7 protein-coding genes are annotated in these 19504 nt (G+C 62.2%); 5 read left to right on the forward strand and 2 right to left on the reverse strand.

Annotated elements, in window-relative coordinates:
- Positions 1 to 391: 391 nt before the first annotated feature.
- The 3 genes from C2U40_RS26705 to C2U40_RS07180 all read left to right on the forward strand — a co-directional run bounded on the left by C2U40_RS26705 (position 392) and on the right by C2U40_RS07180 (position 13385).
- The gene (locus C2U40_RS26705; protein ID WP_104467480.1) at positions 392 to 11980 is read left to right on the forward strand and encodes a DUF5801 repeats-in-toxin domain-containing protein; all 11589 of its coding nucleotides are present in this window, start codon (positions 392 to 394) and stop codon (positions 11978 to 11980) included.
- 86 nt (positions 11981 to 12066) lie between these two features.
- Entirely contained in the window at positions 12067 to 12624 is a 558-nt protein-coding gene (locus C2U40_RS07175) for a hypothetical protein (protein ID WP_103828138.1), read from the forward strand.
- 56 nt (positions 12625 to 12680) lie between these two features.
- Positions 12681 to 13385 (forward strand): SIMPL domain-containing protein, encoded by a 705-nt coding sequence (locus tag C2U40_RS07180; RefSeq protein ID WP_029300114.1) that lies wholly within the window; start codon positions 12681 to 12683, stop codon positions 13383 to 13385.
- A 239-nt stretch (positions 13386 to 13624) separates the two neighbouring features.
- Here C2U40_RS07180 and C2U40_RS07185 read toward each other — a convergent pair whose 3' ends face one another.
- Positions 13625 to 15001: an amino acid permease gene (locus C2U40_RS07185; protein ID WP_039213294.1), complete on the reverse strand. Its 1377-nt coding sequence runs from the start codon at positions 14999 to 15001 to the stop codon at positions 13625 to 13627.
- Between the two features lie 362 nt (positions 15002 to 15363).
- On the opposite strand from C2U40_RS07185, the gene C2U40_RS07190 reads away from it, so the two are divergent.
- The gene (locus C2U40_RS07190) at positions 15364 to 15651 is read left to right on the forward strand and encodes a hypothetical protein (RefSeq protein WP_017407966.1); all 288 of its coding nucleotides are present in this window, start codon (positions 15364 to 15366) and stop codon (positions 15649 to 15651) included.
- A 90-nt stretch (positions 15652 to 15741) separates the two neighbouring features.
- On the opposite strand, the gene ppsR is transcribed toward C2U40_RS07190, so the two are convergent.
- A complete protein-coding gene (gene ppsR, locus C2U40_RS07195; RefSeq protein WP_005302533.1) occupies positions 15742 to 16554 on the reverse strand; it encodes a posphoenolpyruvate synthetase regulatory kinase/phosphorylase PpsR in 813 nt (270 codons plus the stop codon).
- Between the two features lie 308 nt (positions 16555 to 16862).
- Here ppsR and ppsA point away from each other — a divergent pair, with 308 nt between their 5' ends.
- Positions 16863 to 19241: a phosphoenolpyruvate synthase gene (gene ppsA, locus C2U40_RS07200; protein WP_181014838.1), complete on the forward strand. Its 2379-nt coding sequence runs from the start codon at positions 16863 to 16865 to the stop codon at positions 19239 to 19241.
- Positions 19242 to 19504: the final 263 nt, after the last annotated feature.

Raw genomic sequence — 19504 nt, forward strand, 5'->3', positions numbered from 1 at the left:
GAATGCAGCCGCTGTGACTCAGAGCGGTACTTTTACCTTCAGTGCAGCCGATGGTGTGCAGAGTCTGACACTGGGAGGTGTCGCCTTGGTCACCAATGGGCAAGCTGTTACAGCCTTCCCACAAACCATTACCAGCCCACTTGGTAATCAATTGATCGTTACCGGCATTAATTACAATCCCGTGACCGGCACTGGTAGCGTGAACTACAGCTACACCTTGGGAGGGAGTGAAACCCACACTCAACCTGCCAATGACAATTCGCTTAGCGAGAGTTTCAGCGTTGTACTGGTTGATACCGATGGTGACAATACCAGCGGGAGCCTGGATGTGGTCATTCTGGATGATGTTCCCAGTGTCACCCTTACTACCAATTCTGAAGGATTGGGCGCAGTGTCCGTGGATGAAAGCCTGGTCAGCCTGGGCGGTGCCGGCAGCGACGGGGTGGCCAGTGCCACCCTGAGTGCGGCCAATGTGCAGGCCCAGTTCAACCCGGCCTTTGGGGCCGACGGGGCGGGCAGCATCGGCTACAGCCTGGCGCTGACCGGCAGCAACGTGGCGAGCGGCCTGTATGCGGTCGATCCGGCCGCGGCCAACGGCCAGGGTGCTGCCATCGTGCTCAATCAGGTGGGCAACGTCATCACCGGCAGCGCGGGTGGGGTGGACTACTTCACCCTGACTATCAACCCGAGCACCGGTGAAGTGACCCTGGCCCTGCTGGACAACGTCTGGCACGGTGATACCACCAATGCGGATGACAGCGTGGCGCTGACGCTGGGTCAGGGCGTGCTGACCCTGGTGCAGACCGTGACCGATGCCGATGGCGACAGCGCCAGTGCGGCGGTGGACTTGGGCGCCAACGGTGTGTTCCGCTTCGAGGATGACGGCCCGCGGGCCGGGCTGGCGGTGGAAGCGCCGAGCCTGGGTGCGAGCGTGGATGAAAGCCTGGTCAGCCTGGGCGGTGTCGGCAGCGACGGGGTGGCCAGTGCCACCCTGAGTGCGACCAATGTGCAGGCCCAGTTCAACCCGGCCTTTGGGGCCGACGGGGCGGGCAGCATCGGCTACAGCCTGGCGCTGACCGGCAGCAACGTGGCGAGCGGCCTGTATGCGGTCGATCCGGCCGCGGCCAACGGCCAGGGTGCTGCCATCGTGCTCAATCAGGTGGGCAACGTCATCACCGGCAGCGCGGGTGGGGTGGACTACTTCACCCTGACTATCAACCCGAGCACCGGTGAAGTGACCCTGGCCCTGCTGGACAACGTCTGGCACGGCGATACCACCAATGCGGATGACAGCGTGGCGCTGACGCTGGGTCAGGGCGTGCTGACCCTGGTGCAGACCGTGACGGATGCCGATGGCGATAGCGCCAGTGCGGCGGTGGACTTGGGCGCCAACGGTGTGTTCCGCTTCGAGGATGACGGCCCGCGGGCCGGGCTGGCGGTGGAAGCGCCGAGCCTGGGTGCGACCGTGGATGAAAGCCTGGTCAGCCTGGGCGGTGTCGGCAGCGACGGGGTGGCCAGTGCCACCCTGAGTGCGACCAATGTGCAGGCCCAGTTCAACCCGGCCTTTGGGGCCGACGGGGCGGGCAGCATCGGCTACAGCCTGGCGCTGACCGGCAGCAACGTGGCGAGCGGCCTGTATGCGGTCGATCCGGCCGCGGCCAACGGCCAGGGTGCTGCCATCGTGCTCAATCAGGTGGGCAACGTCATCACCGGCAGCGCGGGTGGGGTGGACTACTTCACCCTGACTATCAACCCGAGCACCGGTGAAGTGACCCTGGCCCTGCTGGACAACGTCTGGCACGGTGATACCACCAATGCGGATGACAGCGTGGCGCTGACGCTGGGTCAGGGCGTGCTGACCCTGGTGCAGACCGTGACCGATGCCGATGGCGACAGCGCCAGTGCGGCGGTGGACTTGGGCGCCAACGGTGTGTTCCGCTTCGAGGATGACGGCCCGCGGGCCGGGCTGGCGGTGGAAGCGCCGAGCCTGGGTGCGACCGTGGATGAAAGCCTGGTCAGCCTGGGCGGTGTCGGCAGCGACGGGGTGGCCAGTGCCACCCTGAGTGCGACCAATGTGCAGGCCCAGTTCAACCCGGCCTTTGGGGCCGACGGGGCGGGCAGCATCGGCTACAGCCTGGCGCTGACCGGCAGCAACGTGGCGAGCGGCCTGTATGCGGTCGATCCGGCCGCGGCCAACGGCCAGGGTGCTGCCATCGTGCTCAATCAGGTGGGCAACGTCATCACCGGCAGCGCGGGTGGGGTGGACTACTTCACCCTGACTATCAACCCGAGCACCGGTGAAGTGACCCTGGCCCTGCTGGACAACGTCTGGCACGGTGATACCACCAATGCGGATGACAGCGTGGCGCTGACGCTGGGTCAGGGCGTGCTGACCCTGGTGCAGACCGTGACCGATGCCGATGGCGACAGCGCCAGTGCGGCGGTGGACTTGGGCGCCAACGGTGTGTTCCGCTTCGAGGATGACGGCCCGCGGGCCGGGCTGGCGGTGGAAGCGCCGAGCCTGGGTGCGAGCGTGGATGAAAGCCTGGTCAGCCTGGGCGGTGTCGGCAGCGACGGGGTGGCCAGTGCCACCCTGAGTGCGGCCAATGTGCAGGCCCAGTTCAACCCGGCCTTTGGGGCCGACGGGGCGGGCAGCATCGGCTACAGCCTGGCGCTGACCGGCAGCAACGTGGCGAGCGGCCTGTATGCGGTCGATCCGGCCGCGGCCAACGGCCAGGGTGCTGCCATCGTGCTCAATCAGGTGGGCAACGTCATCACCGGCAGCGCGGGTGGGGTGGACTACTTCACCCTGACTATCAACCCGAGCACCGGTGAAGTGACCCTGGCCCTGCTGGACAACGTCTGGCACGGCGATACCACCAATGCGGATGACAGCGTGGCGCTGACGCTGGGTCAGGGCGTGCTGACCCTGGTGCAGACCGTGACGGATGCCGATGGCGATAGCGCCAGTGCGGCGGTGGACTTGGGCGCCAACGGTGTGTTCCGCTTCGAGGATGACGGCCCGCGGGCCGGGCTGGCGGTGGAAGCGCCGAGCCTGGGTGCGAGCGTGGATGAAAGCCTGGTCAGCCTGGGCGGTGTCGGCAGCGACGGGGTGGCCAGTGCCACCCTGAGTGCGGCCAATGTGCAGGCCCAGTTCAACCCGGCCTTTGGGGCCGACGGGGCGGGCAGCATCGGCTACAGCCTGGCGCTGACCGGCAGCAACGTGGCGAGCGGCCTGTATGCGGTCGATCCGGCCGCAGCCAACGGCCAGGGTGCTGCCATCGTGCTCAATCAGGTGGGCAACGTCATCACCGGCAGCGCGGGTGGGGTGGACTACTTCACCCTGACCATCAACCCGAGCACCGGTGAAGTGACCCTGGCCCTGCTGGACAACGTCTGGCACGGCGATACCACCAATGCGGATGACAGCGTGGCGCTGACGCTGGGTCAGGGCGTGCTGACCCTGGTGCAGACCGTGACGGATGCCGATGGCGATAGCGCCAGTGCGGCGGTGGACTTGGGCGCCAACGGTGTGTTCCGCTTCGAGGATGACGGCCCGCGGGCCGGGCTGGCGGTGGAAGCGCCGAGCCTGGGTGCGAGCGTGGATGAAAGCCTGGTCAGCCTGGGCGGTGTCGGCAGCGACGGGGTGGCCAGTGCCACCCTGAGTGCGGCCAATGTGCAGGCCCAGTTCAACCCGGCCTTTGGGGCCGACGGGGCGGGCAGCATCGGCTACAGCCTGGCGCTGACCGGCAGCAACGTGGCGAGCGGCCTGTATGCGGTCGATCCGGCCGCAGCCAACGGCCAGGGTGCTGCCATCGTGCTCAATCAGGTGGGCAACGTCATCACTGGCAGCACGGGTGGGGTGGACTACTTCACCCTGACTATCAACCCGAGCACCGGTGAAGTGACCCTGGCCCTGCTGGACAACGTCTGGCACGGCGATACCACCAATGCGGATGACAGCGTGGCGCTGACGCTGGGTCAGGGCGTGCTGACCCTGGTGCAGACCGTGACGGATGCCGATGGCGATAGCGCCAGTGCGGCGGTGGACTTGGGCGCCAACGGTGTGTTCCGCTTCGAGGATGACGGCCCGCGGGCCGGGCTGGCGGTGGAAGCGCCGAGCCTGGGGGCGAGCGTGGATGAAAGCCTGGTCAGCCTGGGCGGTGTCGGCAGCGACGGGGTGGCCAGTGCCACCCTGAGTGCGGCCAATGTGCAGGCCCAGTTCAACCCGGCCTTTGGGGCCGACGGGGCGGGCAGCATCGGCTACAGCCTGGCGCTGACCGGCAGCAACGTGGCGAGCGGCCTGTATGCGGTCGATCCGGCCGCAGCCAACGGCCAGGGTGCTGCCATCGTGCTCAATCAGGTGGGCAACGTCATCACTGGCAGCACGGGTGGGGTGGACTACTTCACCCTGACCATCAACCCGACCACCGGTGAAGTGACCCTGGCCCTGCTGGACAACGTCTGGCACGGCGACACCACCAATGCGGATGACAGCGTGGCGCTGACGCTGGGTCAGGGCGTGCTGACCCTGGTGCAGACCGTGACGGATGCCGATGGCGATAGCGCCAGTGCGGCGGTGGACTTGGGCGCCAACGGTGTGTTCCGCTTCGAGGATGACGGCCCGCGGGCCGGGCTGGCGGTGGAAGCGCCGAGCCTGGGTGCGACCGTGGATGAAAGCCTGGTCAGCCTGGGCGGTGTCGGCAGCGACGGGGTGGCCAGTGCCACCCTGAGTGCGGCCAATGTGCAGGCCCAGTTCAACCCGGCCTTTGGGGCCGACGGGGCGGGCAGCATCGGCTACAGCCTGGCGCTGACCGGCAGCAACGTGGCGAGCGGCCTGTATGCGGTCGATCCGGCCGCAGCCAACGGCCAGGGTGCTGCCATCGTGCTCAATCAGGTGGGCAACGTCATCACTGGCAGCACGGGTGGGGTGGACTACTTCACCCTGACCATCAACCCGACCACCGGTGAAGTGACCCTGGCCCTGCTGGACAACGTCTGGCACGGCGACACCACCAATGCGGATGACAGCGTGGCGCTGACGCTGGGTCAGGGCGTGCTGACCCTGGTGCAGACCGTGACGGATGCCGATGGCGATAGCGCCAGTGCGGCGGTGGACTTGGGCGCCAACGGCGTGTTCCGCTTCGAGGATGACGGCCCCAGCGTGACCATCAACGCGGTGGCGGACGGTGGCATCACTCTGACTACCCAGGATGCACAGACCATCGGGTCGGCCAGTGACACGGCGACCGGCAGCTTTGCGGCGGCGTTCCTGGCAGCGGCGGTGCCGAGCTATGGCGCGGACGGTCCGGGCACCACGACGGTGAGCGATTACAGCCTGAGCGTGACCGACAGCAACAGCGGGCTGACCAGCAATGGGCTGGCCATCACCCTGACCAAGGTGGGCAGCGACATCGTTGGCTCGACCACGGCCGGGGAGGTGTTCCGCATCAGCGTGGCGAGCAATGGCACGGTGACGCTGACGCAGTCAGCGGAGCTGGACCATCTGCCGGAGGACGTGGACAACAGCAACGACAACAACCTCATCAGCCTGGCCAATGGCAAGGTGCTGCTGAGTGCGACGGTGACGGTGGTGGATGGTGACAACGATACCGCGACCGGGACAGTGAGTGCAGACCTTGGTGGCAACATCAGCTTCGAGGACGACGTACCGAGCGTGACCATCAACGCGGTGGTAGACGGTGGCATCACTCTGACTACCCAGGATGCACAGACCATCGGGTCGGCCAGTGACACGGCGACCGGCAGCTTTGCGGCGGCATTCCTGGCGGCGGCGGTGCCGAGCTATGGCGCGGACGGTGCGGGCACCACCACGGTGAGCGGCTACAGCCTGAGCGTGACTGACAGCAACAGCGGGCTGACCAGCAATGGGTTGGCCATCACCCTGACCAAGGTGGGCAGCGACATCGTTGGCTCGACCACGGCTGGGGAGGTGTTCCGCATCAGCGTGGCGAGCAATGGCACGGTGACGCTGACGCAGTCGGCGGAGCTGGACCATCTGCCGGAGGACGTGGACAACAGCAACGACAACAACCTCATCAGCCTGGCCAATGGCAAGGTACTGCTGAGTGCGACCGTGACGGTGGTGGATGGTGACAACGACACCGCGACCGGGACAGTGAGTGCAGACCTTGGTGGCAACATCAGCTTCGAGGACGACGTACCGAGCGTGACCATCAATGCGGTGGCGGACGGTGGCATCACCCTGACCACCCAGGATGCACAGACCATCGGGTCGGCCAGTGACACGGCGACCGGCAGCTTTGCGGCGGCGTTCCTGGCAGCGGCGGTGCCGAGCTATGGCGCGGACGGTCCGGGCACCACGACGGTGAGCGATTACAGCCTGAGCGTGACCGACAGCAACAGCGGGCTGACCAGCAATGGGCTGGCCATCACCCTGACCAAGGTGGGCAGCGACATCGTTGGCTCGACCACGGCCGGGGAGGTGTTCCGCATCAGCGTGGCGAGCAATGGCACGGTGACGCTGACGCAGTCAGCGGAGCTGGACCATCTGCCGGAGGACGTGGACAACAGCAACGACAACAACCTCATCAGCCTGGCCAATGGCAAGGTGCTGCTGAGTGCGACGGTGACGGTGGTGGATGGTGACAACGACACCGCGACCGGGACAGTGAGTGCAGACCTTGGTGGCAACATCAGCTTCGAGGACGATGTACCGAGCGTGACCATCAATGCGGTGGCGGACGGTGGCATCACCCTGACCACCCAGGATGCACAGACCATCGGGTCGGCCAGTGACACGGCGACCGGCAGCTTTGCGGCGGCGTTCCTGGCAGCGGCGGTGCCGAGCTATGGCGCGGACGGTCCGGGCACCACCACGGTGAGCGATTACAGCCTGAGCGTGACCGACAGCAACAGCGGGCTGACCAGCAATGGGCTGGCCATCACCCTGACCAAGGTGGGCAGCGACATCGTTGGCTCGACCACGGCCGGGGAGGTGTTCCGCATCAGCGTGGCGAGCAATGGCACGGTGACGCTGACGCAGTCAGCGGAGCTGGACCATCTGCCGGAGGACGTGGACAACAGCAACGACAACAACCTCATCAGCCTGGCCAATGGCAAGGTGCTGCTGAGTGCGACGGTGACGGTGGTGGATGGTGACAACGATACCGCGACCGGGACAGTGAGTGCAGACCTTGGTGGCAACATCAGCTTCGAGGACGACGTACCGAGCGTGACCATCAACGCGGTGGTAGACGGTGGCATCACTCTGACTACCCAGGATGCACAGACCATCGGGTCGGCCAGTGACACGGCGACCGGCAGCTTTGCGGCGGCGTTCCTGGCAGCGGCGGTGCCGAGCTATGGCGCGGACGGTCCGGGCACCACCACGGTGAGCGATTACAGCCTGAGCGTGACCGACAGCAACAGCGGGCTGACCAGCAATGGGCTGGCCATCACCCTGACCAAGGTGGGCAGCGACATCGTTGGCTCGACCACGGCCGGGGAGGTGTTCCGCATCAGCGTGGCGAGCAATGGCACGGTGACGCTGACGCAGTCAGCGGAGCTGGACCATCTGCCGGAGGACGTGGACAACAGCAACGACAACAACCTCATCAGCCTGGCCAATGGCAAGGTGCTGCTGAGTGCGACGGTGACGGTGGTGGATGGTGACAACGATACCGCGACCGGGACAGTGAGTGCAGACCTTGGTGGCAACATCAGCTTCGAGGACGACGTACCGAGCGTGACCATCAACGCGGTGGTAGACGGTGGCATCACTCTGACTACCCAGGATGCACAGACCATCGGGTCGGCCAGTGACACGGCGACCGGCAGCTTTGCGGCGGCATTCCTGGCGGCGGCGGTGCCGAGCTATGGCGCGGACGGTGCGGGCACCACCACGGTGAGCGGCTACAGCCTGAGCGTGACTGACAGCAACAGCGGGCTGACCAGCAATGGGTTGGCCATCACCCTGACCAAGGTGGGCAGCGACATCGTTGGCTCGACCACGGCCGGGGAGGTGTTCCGCATCAGCGTGGCGAGCAATGGCACGGTGACGCTGACGCAGTCAGCGGAGCTGGACCATCTGCCGGAGGACGTGGACAACAGCAACGACAACAACCTCATCAGCCTGGCCAATGGCAAGGTGCTGCTGAGTGCGACGGTGACGGTGGTGGATGGTGACAACGATACCGCGACCGGGACAGTGAGTGCAGACCTTGGTGGCAACATCAGCTTCGAGGACGACGTACCGAGCGTGACCATCAACGCGGTGGTAGACGGTGGCATCACTCTGACTACCCAGGATGCACAGACCATCGGGTCGGCCAGTGACACGGCGACCGGCAGCTTTGCGGCGGCATTCCTGGCGGCGGCGGTGCCGAGCTATGGCGCGGACGGTGCGGGCACCACCACGGTGAGCGGCTACAGCCTGAGCGTGACTGACAGCAACAGCGGGCTGACCAGCAATGGGTTGGCCATCACCCTGACCAAGGTGGGCAGCGACATCGTTGGCTCGACCACGGCTGGGGAGGTGTTCCGCATCAGCGTGGCGAGCAATGGCACGGTGACGCAGACGCAGTCGGCGGAGCTGGACCATCTGCCGGAGGACGTGGACAACAGCAACGACAACAACCTCATCAGCCTGGCCAATGGCAAGGTACTGCTGAGTGCGACCGTGACGGTGGTGGATGGTGACAACGACACCGCGACCGGTACGGTGAGTGCGGACCTTGGTGGCAACATCCGGTTCGAAGACGATGTACCTACAGCCAAAGACAACAGCGTCGTTATCCCCGAAGCAGGGTTGCCCCCCTTCAACCTGGTGATGGTCATCGATACATCAGGCAGCATGTTGTGGCAGATCGGTACGTCGACAAATGGTTCGCAAAATCGCCTGGAACTGGCGAAGGATGCACTAAACCACATGATCGACTCCTATGTGGCGCTGGGTGTGCCGCTGGTCTTCACGGTCATTGATTTTGCTAGTGGAGCAGTATTGATCCCGCAAACCAGCGATCCTGATGTGGCCAAGGCCAGTATTTCCGGTTTGCCGACAGATGGTGGCGGTACCAACTACAACGCACCACTCGTATTGGCGCAGAATCAATTGACAGCGGATCTGGCGAACCCCGCTTTGGCTGGGTATGAAACCAAGGTCTATTTCCTGTCGGATGGTGCTCCCAACGAGGGGAATGTACCGGCTGGCTGGACCAGCTTTGTGAACAGCAACAATGTTGAGGTTTACGCGGTGGGGTTGAACGTCAGTGGCAATGCGACGGCGATCGCTCAGCTTGGTCTGGTGGAGGATCATGGGGATGCCGTCACGTTGGTCAACAACATCTATGACCTGGACGCCACACTCCAGGCCACCGTGCCGCCGCCAGCTACCGGCAATGTGATCACGGATGTGGATGCCAGTGCCGGTGTGGACAGTGCCGGTGCCGATACCCCCGTGACCGTATTGCAGGTCAGCTTTACCGTCAGCAATCCGGCCGCTTATGTCGGGGTTGCCGACAGTGTGAATGGCAATGTGGTGACCTTCCTGGTGCAAGGAGGAACGACCGGCCCCATCACTACACCTCTGGGTGGGCATCTGACAGTGAATGCGGACGGTTCCTACTCCTATACTCCGCCCAATGATGTGGCCGTCGATACACAGGAGACCTTTACCTACACCATTGTGGATGCCGATGGAGACACCTCCAGCGCCCTGTTGAAGATACTGGTACTGGATACCACCCCGATCACGGCTTCCGTGTTCGAAGATGGCCTGCCTGCCGGTCTGCCTGGCAACAACCCGACCCTGACCACGGTTGCAGGCTCTCTGGCCCATATGGTGGTCGACAGTATCGGCGTCAACTTCGGCGTCGGCAGTACAGCCGGTTTGCCTGCGTTGACCTCCGGTGGTGTGGCGATTACCTACAGCATCATCCACGGTGTCGGAGTCGATACCCTGGTTGCAGTGGCAGGCAGCAAACCCATCTTCACGCTGGCTGTCGAGGCTGATGGTGATTACACCTTTACCCTGCAGGGCCCGATTGATCATGCCCTGGCTGATGGCAACGATCTGGAACTGAAGGCGCTGAATCTGTCCAGTGCGATCACGGCCCACGAAGGGGTGGATAATGTGACACTGGTTCGCGACTTCATCGTGCAGGTTGAGGACGATGTGCCGGTTGTCATGACGCCGGCCATGGGTGTCATGCTGAATCAGTCCGGGGTGACTGGCATTTTCCTGCTGGATGGTGATGGCTCCTTGTCCAACAACTACGGGGGGGATGGTGGTTCAATCCGGTTCGACAGCAGCTTGAATGGCAGCAGCAGTGGCATGACCTCAGGCGGTTTGCCTGTCACCTATACCTTGTCTTCGGATGGCATTACGCTGACTGCCGCAACAGCGGCGGGTACTGTGTTCATTGCTACCCTGCAGCCGGCATCCGGGACCTATCAGGTTCAGATGATTGGTGAGGTCGATGGCGGACAGACCACGATCGACTTCAATGGTGGTGATTACAACTTCGTCGGTGGTAATGCTTCCTGGGCCGGTTTTAATACGATTGCGAATGACAACAGCAAGGATCTGCTGTTGACGGCGATGACCAATGGTGCGGATGGTGGCACCGTAAACACCTCTGCCAATACGGGGGGGATTAGCAGTGGGGCATCGGTTGGATCTGGTGAGGCGATGCGGATCGACTTTGTCATCGACCTGACAGGTAATCCGGTCAGTGGTGGGTCTTACGGCAACCTGGCCAACCAGACCCATGCCTTTGAAGCCCACTACGATGTGAATGGCGCTTCCGCCCTGTTCACATCAATCAGCAGCGGTGGTTCCAGTGTAAAAGTGGTTGCCCGTCAGGATGTCGATAGTGACAACGATATTGGCGATGGCAACAAGGAGTCGCTGACCGCCGTTGCAATCAGCTTCAACGGTTCAACCAGGATCGTCAGCATCGGTGCAGGCATGTCCCAGACTGTGGCGGTGGGAGGCCGCAGCTTTACAGTCAACTTTACTGACGATGATCCCACCTCTGGCGTTGCATATGCCGCGACTGTGGTAGGGGTTGTGTCCAATACCAAGCTGGCGGCCTACACCGCGGATGGCTATAACAGCCTGGAATTCCATTATGCGGCCGGGAGTGACTTCAAGATTGGGGACTTCGGTTCCAGTGTCGCCACTCCCGGGATCCCGGTCAGTTTGCAGCTGCCGGTCACGCTGACGGATGGAGATGGTGATGCAGTCCACAGCAACATTGGTCTTAGCCTGCTGCCGGAAGCACCGTTTACCTTGGACTACGACAATTCTGCCAGCGGTGTGAATGTGACCTTCAACAGCACGCAAGGGCACGCCATCGGGTCTGATTTCGGTGACAGCATCACGGGCAACAGTCTGGACAACATCTTGTCTGGCGGTGATGGTGATGACTTGCTGTACGGAATGGGTGGCAAGGATACCCTGGTCGGTGGCAAGGGCAACGACGTACTGGATGGTGGCAGCGGCAACGACACGCTCTACGGGGAAGCTGGCGACGATACCCTGATAGGCGGGATTGGCAACGACATACTGCAAGGAGGCGATGGCAAGGATCTGCTGATCGGTGGTCTGGGTAGCGATACCATGACGGGTGGTGCCGGTAGCGATACCTTCAAGTGGCTTGCTGGCGATGCGGATGGCAGTACCGACAAGATTACCGACTTTACGTTGGGTAATCCGACCAGCGGTGGCGATGTACTGGATCTGTCGGATCTGCTGGTTGGTGTTCCCTCGGCAGCCAACAACAACGATCTGGCGACGGCGCTGGACAACTACTTGAAGTTTGATACTGCAACCAACAAGCTGACCATTGATACAAATGGTCTTACCAGTGGTGGTTCACAACTGACGGTACAGTTCCAGGGTAGCCTGGATCTGGATCACAGCGGTGGGCTGACGACCAACCACGACATCATCAAGCAACTGCTGGATGACGGCAACCTCAAGGTTGATCCGTAACCAGCCAAGGGGGCCGGGTAATACCTGGCCCCTGTTTTTTGACTGAGGGGGCGGCTAAGATAGCAGCAGTACAGGAGAGGGTCACCATGCAGTCATTTAATTGGGTCGATATCGATGGCATTCGCTATAGCTGGGACGGGCAGGGCAGCATTACCTGTACCGGCCAGTTTGGCTATCACGCCACGATGGCGGGTGATCGGATTGATGCGATGGATCTGGAGAGCGATGATGGCGAGGTTGCTGGTTCACTGAATGTGGACTTTGCGGCGGCCACTATCTCATTTACGCCAGCCTTCGATGCCGCCCCACCCCACATGATGGTGCTGGTTGGTCATGAACAGGGGCAGCAGGAGTATACGTTGCAGAGTTTGAGCGATGTGTGCCTGCAGGATCTGCTCGGCCACTCCGACAACATCGACTGTGCTCCTCTGGTGACCACCACGATGACGGAGCCGGTAGCTCCGCTGGCCGGACATGTTCTGTCGTGGGACTCCTTCCATTTTGATGATGACGTGCTGCTGGGTTCCCGCAGCGCCACACCATTGGCTGCTGCTCATCAGGGGCTGCCGGGTGGCGAGATCAGCATCAATATCGATATGACCAATCAGGTGCTGGATCAGATCCCGCCGTTGCACGATATATGAATCCCATTCGACGACGGGCATAATGACCTCACTCCAATAGATTGAGGTCTTTTTTTATGTGGCGTCCCCTGCTTACCCTGTCAGCCCTGGTTATCAGTGCACCCCTGTTTGCCCTTGAAGTGCCGCAAGCCCCCCATCTGGTGGTGAGCGGTTATGCCGAGCAAAAAGCCGAGCCCGACATGCTGACGCTGAATGTCTCCGTGACGGCGCTGGAAAAACAGGGCATCAAGGCCAAGCAGCAGGTGGATGGCAAGGTTGCCGCTTTCTTTGGCCAGCTGGAAGGGCTGGGCATCAAGCGCAGCGACGTTGAGGCGGGCAATCTGGTGATCTCTCCGGAATACCAGTATCCGCAGAACAAGAAGCCGGAACTGGTGGGCTACCGTGCCCAGCGCCAGCTTGCGGTCAAACTCTATCAACTCGACAAGCTGAGCGAGCTGATGGACACCGCACTCAAGGCCGGGCTGGAATCCGTGTCCCAGATTGAGTACGGGCTCAAGGCGCCGCAAACCATCAAGGAGCAGGCGCGTCTCGGAGCGGTTGAAGATGCCAAAACCAAGGCTGAGTCTCTGGCCAAGGCGTTTGGCATGAAACTCGGCAAGGTTTACAGCGTCGAGTACCGCAACAATAGCCCCATGCCGATCTACAGCCGGGCCCTCAAGGCTGCCGCCATGGCACCTGCCGCCGACATGATGGAAAACAGCTACCAACAGCAGCAGATCACCATCACGGACAACGTGGAAGCCGTCTTCCTGCTGGAATAATCCTGCGCGGTTTTCTACCTGCCTTTTTGCAACAAGCCCGAGCGCTCTGTCTCGGGCTTGTTGTTTTTAGACGAGCAAGGATGCTTGCCAAAGAGAGAGGGCTGGCGATGGCCAGCGTGCTCACATGGTCATGGCGGGCTGGAAGGGGGAGGCGGGCGGTGGCAGCCTGCAGGGGTAATATCCGGGTAGAAAAAAAGCCGGTCAGTGACCGGCTTTTGAGGGGGATGAGGCTGATGCCATCAGCCCAGGTTGGCCGCGACGCGAGCCCGGCGCTTCTGCTTGAACTGATAGCCGATGGCCAGCACGATGATCCAGACCGGAATGAGCAGTACCGAGATCTGGATGCCCGGGGTCAGGTACATGATGACCAGGATGCCGGCCATGAAGGCAAGGCAGAGGTAATTGCCGAACGGGTACCAGAACGCCTTGAACTTGGGAACCACGCCTTCGGCTTGCTTGCTCTTGCGAAACTTCAGGTGCGCCAGGCTTATCATGGCCCAGTTGATGACCAGGGCGGAAACCACCAGCGCCATCAACAGCTCGAACGCCTTGCCCGGCATCAGGTAGTTGATGAGTACGCACAGCAGGGTTGCTGCGGCGGAGACGGAGATGGCCACCACCGGCACCCCGCTCTTGTTGGTCTTGAGCAGACTGCGCGGGCCGTTGCCCTGCTTGGCCAGACCAAACAGCATGCGGCTGTTGCAGTAGACACAGCTGTTGTAAACCGACAGGGCTGCGGTCAGTACCACCATGTTGAGCACGGTTGCCACCAGATTGCTGTCCAGTGCATGGAAGATCATGACGAAGGGACTGCCACCTTCTACCACCTTGCCCCAGGGGTAGAGGGACATCAGCACGGCCAGGGCGCCGATGTAGAAGATGAGGATCCGGTAGATCACCTGATTGGTGGCCTTGGGGATGCTCTTCTCGGGATTGTCGGCCTCGGCAGCCGTGATGCCGACCAGCTCGAGCCCGCCAAACGAGAACATGATCACCGCCATCGCCATCACCAGACCGCTGATGCCGTTGGGGAAGAAGCCGCCCTGGGCCCACAGGTTGCTGACGCTGGCGTCCGGGCCGCCGTTGCCGCTGGCCAGCAGGTAGCCGCCAAAGCCGATCATGCCGATGATGGCCACCACCTTGATGATGGCAAACCAGAACTCCATCTCGCCAAACGCCTTGACGTTGGAGAGGTTGATGGCGTTGATCAACACGAAGAAGAAGGCCGCCGACATCCAGGTCGGGATCTCGGGCCACCAGTACTGGACATAAATGCCCACCGCGGTCAGCTCGGCCATGCTCACCAGCACGTAGAGCACCCAGTAGTTCCAGCCGGAGGCAAAGCCGGCGAAGTCACCCCAGTATTTGTAAGCGAAGTGGCTGAAGGAGCCGGCTACCGGCTCTTCCACCACCATCTCGCCCAGCTGGCGCATGATCAGGAAGGCGATAAAACCACCGATGGCATAGCCAAGCAGCACGGAGGGGCCCGCCATCTTGATGGTCTGGGCAATGCCGAGAAACAGGCCGGTGCCGATGGCGCCGCCCAGCGCGATGAGCTGGATATGGCGGTTTTTCAAACCGCGTTTCAGCTCCTCGCCGTTTTGTTGAAGATCCATTCTTCCTTCCTTACGTCTTCTGAAATCATTCGTCTGTCATCTCGCCCGTCGGGTCACTCCATGTGACCGTGCACGGCAAAGCGTGCCTGAAACGTGACGAAATCCGTATTTATTTCGTTACAGTGAGTCGCTTTCTGTTTTTTATGGCGACTACCAACGGAAGCAGAATAGTGATAATCCATCGCTGATGCACCTGTTTTCCTCATCATTCGCTGGTTTTTTCGGCAAAAGACAGGTTTTTAGGGAGCGGTGAAGCTGGCAGGGAAGTGGTTGGTTGTATTGTGAGCAGTTGGGCGCGGTTTGGTTGACTCTATCGGCAATTCCTGTTTTATGAAGCCTCCTTTGCAACAAGGATGCACTTCATGCAACGTATTATTGGCAGTTTGCTGGCCGTCGCGCTGTGGCTCACCGTGTGGCTTTCGCCCCTGCTGCTGACCATGGCGGCAGGATGTCTGCTGGTGTGGGCCGTGCAGGGTGATGATTATCTGGTGATGCACTTGCGGACGGTCTTGTTGATCGCCGGTGCCATCGGCCTGCTACCGGCCCTCTGGCTGACCGAGCGGGTACGCCGGCGTCACGGTGTGCTCAACTTCTACGCCATGCTGATGAACAACAGAGAGCTGAACCGCCCGGGCTCCCAGCCCCGCTGAGGTCCAGTCGACAAGCGCCGGATACGGTTGTATCCGGCGCTTTTTTATTGGCGTTTGCCGTGTCGTCAGCTTGCCGGCAGGCGGTGCTGCTCAATAAAGCTGACGGCGCAGGCCGGTGGCCTCAAGGATCTTGGCGCTGATCTCCTCCACCGAGTGGGAACTGGTGTCGAGGAAGCGGATCGCCTCCTGGCGAAACAGCCGCTCGACGCAGGCCAGCTCCTGTTCGCACTGCTCCAGCGAGGAGTAGCGGCTGTTGGCGCGGCGCTGGTTGCGGATCTCGTGCAGCCGCTGGGGAGCGATGGTGAGGCCGAACAGCTTGTGGCGATTGGCCTTGAGGGCGGCCGGCAGATCCAGGACCCCCATGTCCTGCTCGATGAAGGGGTAGTTGGCGGCGCGAATGCCGAACTGCAGCGCCAGATAGAGGCTGGTGGGGGTCTTGCCGCAGCGGGAGACCCCGATCAGGATGATGTCGGCCTCCTCATACTCCTTGGTGGTGATGCCATCGTCGTTGGCCAGCGCGAAGTTGACTGCCTCGATACGATCGTCATAGAGCTTGCGGTTCTCCATGCCGTGGGTGCGGTGCAGCCTAGGTTCGGCCTTTACCCCAAGCTCGTGTTCCAGCGGGCTGACGAAGGTGTTGAGAAAGTCGTGGCTGCTGGCCTGGGCCTTGAGCACCTCCTCGCGCACCTGATGATCGACAATGGTGTGGAACAAAATGGGGCGTACCCCGGTCTGGCGGAACTGCTCGTCGATTCGCATCCGTACCTGGCGCGCCTTCTCCAGGGTTTCGACAAAGGGAATGGTGATCTGCTCGAAGGCCAGCGGAAACTGGCTCAACACGGCGTGGCCGAACACTTCGGCGGTGATGGCGGTGCCGTCTGAAACATAGAATACGGTGTGCACTGGAGGCTCCTGTGAGGGGGTCGGCGAGCTGGCAAGCAAGAAGTATCTCTCGAAACCATATCGTTTTTGTCAACCGGTCTGCCGTGCCCAAGTTGTGAAGTGGCTTGCAAACCTGAGTCGTTACCTTTTTGTGTTGGCATTGTAGAATGTCTGTGTCATTCGACCATCCCCAAATCTTGCTCGGGGATTTTTTTGACAATAAGTAGAAAACGTTTTCATGGTCGTTGGCAACAGTAGAAACAGGCAATAACGCACATAAACTGGCGCACAAGGTGCCATGGCGGCACAGTGCCCACCAACCTGGAGACATGCAAGTGCAACAGTACGTACTCTGGTACGAGCAACTCGGAATGCAGGATGTAGAACGAGTTGGCGGCAAAAATGCATCCCTTGGCGAGATGATCAGCAACCTCTCTGGTGCCGGCGTGTCGGTGCCGGGCGGGTTTGCCACCACCGCCTTTGCGTTTAACGAGTTTCTGGAGTCAAGCGGCCTCAACGGCAAGATCCACGATCTGCTCGACAGCCTGGATGTGGACGACATCGCCGCCCTCAACCGGGCCGGCCAGCAGATCCGTGACTGGGTGATCGAAGCCCCGTTCCAGAGCGCACTGGAACAGGCGATCCGGGTTGCCTACGACAAGCTCAGCGGTGGGCTTGATGCGTCCTTTGCGGTGCGCTCCTCCGCCACTGCCGAGGACATGCCGGATGCCTCGTTTGCCGGCCAGCAGGAGACCTTCCTCAACGTGCGTGGCATCGACGCCGTCATGATTGCCGTCAAGCATGTGTTTGCTTCACTGTTCAACGATCGCGCCATCTCATATCGGGTGCATCAGGGCTATGACCACAAGGGGGTCGCCCTGTCGGCCGGGATCCAGCGCATGGTGCGCTCGGATCTCGCCGCCTCCGGCGTCATGTTCACCCTGGATACCGAGTCGGGCTTCAACGACGTGGTGTTCATCACCGGCGCCCAGGGTCTTGGCGAGATGGTGGTGCAGGGGGCGGTCAACCCCGACGAGTTCTACGTGCACAAGCCGACCCTCAAGGCAGGACGCCCGGCGGTGGTGCGCAAGACGCTGGGCTCCAAGCTCATCAAGATGACCTATTCCGGCGATGCCAGCCACGGCCGCCAGGTGCAGATCGTCGACACCAGCGAGGCTGAGCGCAGCCGCTTCTGCATCACGGATGCCGAGGTGATGGAGCTGGCCAAGCAGGCCCTCATCATCGAGCAGCACTACGGCCGGCCGATGGACATCGAGTGGGCCAAGGACGGGCAGGATGGCAAGCTCTACATCGTGCAGGCGCGCCCGGAAACCGTGCGCAGCCGCCAGGAGGCCAACACCCTCGAGCGCTTTGCCCTCAAGCAAGCGGGCAAGGTGCTGATCGAGGGGCGCGCCATCGGCCACAAGATCGGGGCGGGCCCGGCGCGGGTCATCTCCTCCATCAGCCAGATGGACGAAGTGCAGCCCGGCGACGTGCTGGTCACCGACATGACCGACCCGGACTGGGAGCCCATCATGAAGCGGGCCTCCGCCATCGTCACCAACCGGGGCGGGCGCACCTGCCACGCCGCCATCATCGCTCGCGAACTGGGCATTCCGGCGGTGGTGGGTTGCGGTGATGCCACCAAGCGCATCGAACCGGGCCAGCTCATTACCGTTTCCTGCGCGGAAGGGGATACCGGTTTCATCTACGACGGCGAACTCGACTTCGACGTGGCGGTGACCGAGGTGGGCAACATGCCGCGCCTGCCCATCAAGATCATGATGAACGTTGGCAACCCGGACAGAGCATTCGACTTCGCCCAGCTGCCCAATGCCGGTGTCGGTCTGGCCCGCCTCGAATTCATCATCAACCGGATGATCGGGGTGCACCCCAAGGCGCTGCTGGAATTCGACCAGCAGAGCTCCGAGCTCAAGGCCACCATTGGCAAGATGATCGCTGGCTACGAGAGCCCGCGCGAGTTCTACGTCGCCAAGCTGACCGAGGGCATCGCCACCCTGGCTGCCGCCTTCTGGCCGGAGCGGGTGATCGTGCGGATGTCGGACTTCAAGTCCAACGAGTACGCCAACCTGGTGGGCGGCCGTGGCTACGAGCCTCACGAAGAGAACCCGATGATCGGTTTTCGTGGTGCGTCGCGCTACATCGCCGACAGCTTCCGTCCCTGTTTTGCCCTCGAGTGCGAGGCGATCAAGCGGGTGCGCGATGTGATGGGGCTGACCAACGTTGAGGTGATGATCCCCTTCGTGCGCACCGTGGGCGAGGCGGAGCAGGTGATCGACATCCTGGCCGAGAACGGTCTGCGCCGTGGCGAGCGGGGGCTCAAGGTGATCATGATGTGCGAGATCCCGAGCAACGCCCTGCTGGCAGACAAGTTCCTCGAGCACGTGGATGGCTTCTCCATCGGTTCCAACGACATGACCCAGCTCACCCTTGGACTTGATAGGGACTCGGGGCTTATCGCCCACCTGTTCGACGAGCGCAACGAGGCGGTCAAGGCGCTGCTGGCGATGGCCATTGCCGCCGCCCGCAAGGCGGGCAAGTACGTGGGGATCTGCGGTCAGGGGCCGTCCGATCACCCGGACTTCGCCGCCTGGCTGGTCGAGCAGGGCATAGACTCTGTGTCGCTCAACCCGGATACCGTGGTCGACACCTGGCTCTATCTGGCCGAGCAGCACAAGGTGAACTGACGCCGGCTGCACAGCCCCCATCAAAATGGCGCCCACGGGCGCCATTTTTCATGGCCGAACCTGACGCAACTGGTCCGATATGGCAGCCACATCTGCCCAAAATGGCGCGCTGGCGCGTGCTTTTACACTCCGTTACATCTGCTCGCTTTGCAACCGCCCCATAATGGTCGCGCCAGCCCGCTGCACGGGGTGGCAGGCCCGCCGTCAGTGGCGGGCCGGGGGATCACGAGCAGTTTCCTGTCAGCACGGAGGCCAGGACGGCA

The organism is Aeromonas sp. ASNIH4 (assembly GCF_002934425.1).
GTDB lineage: Bacteria > Pseudomonadota > Gammaproteobacteria > Enterobacterales > Aeromonadaceae > Aeromonas > Aeromonas hydrophila.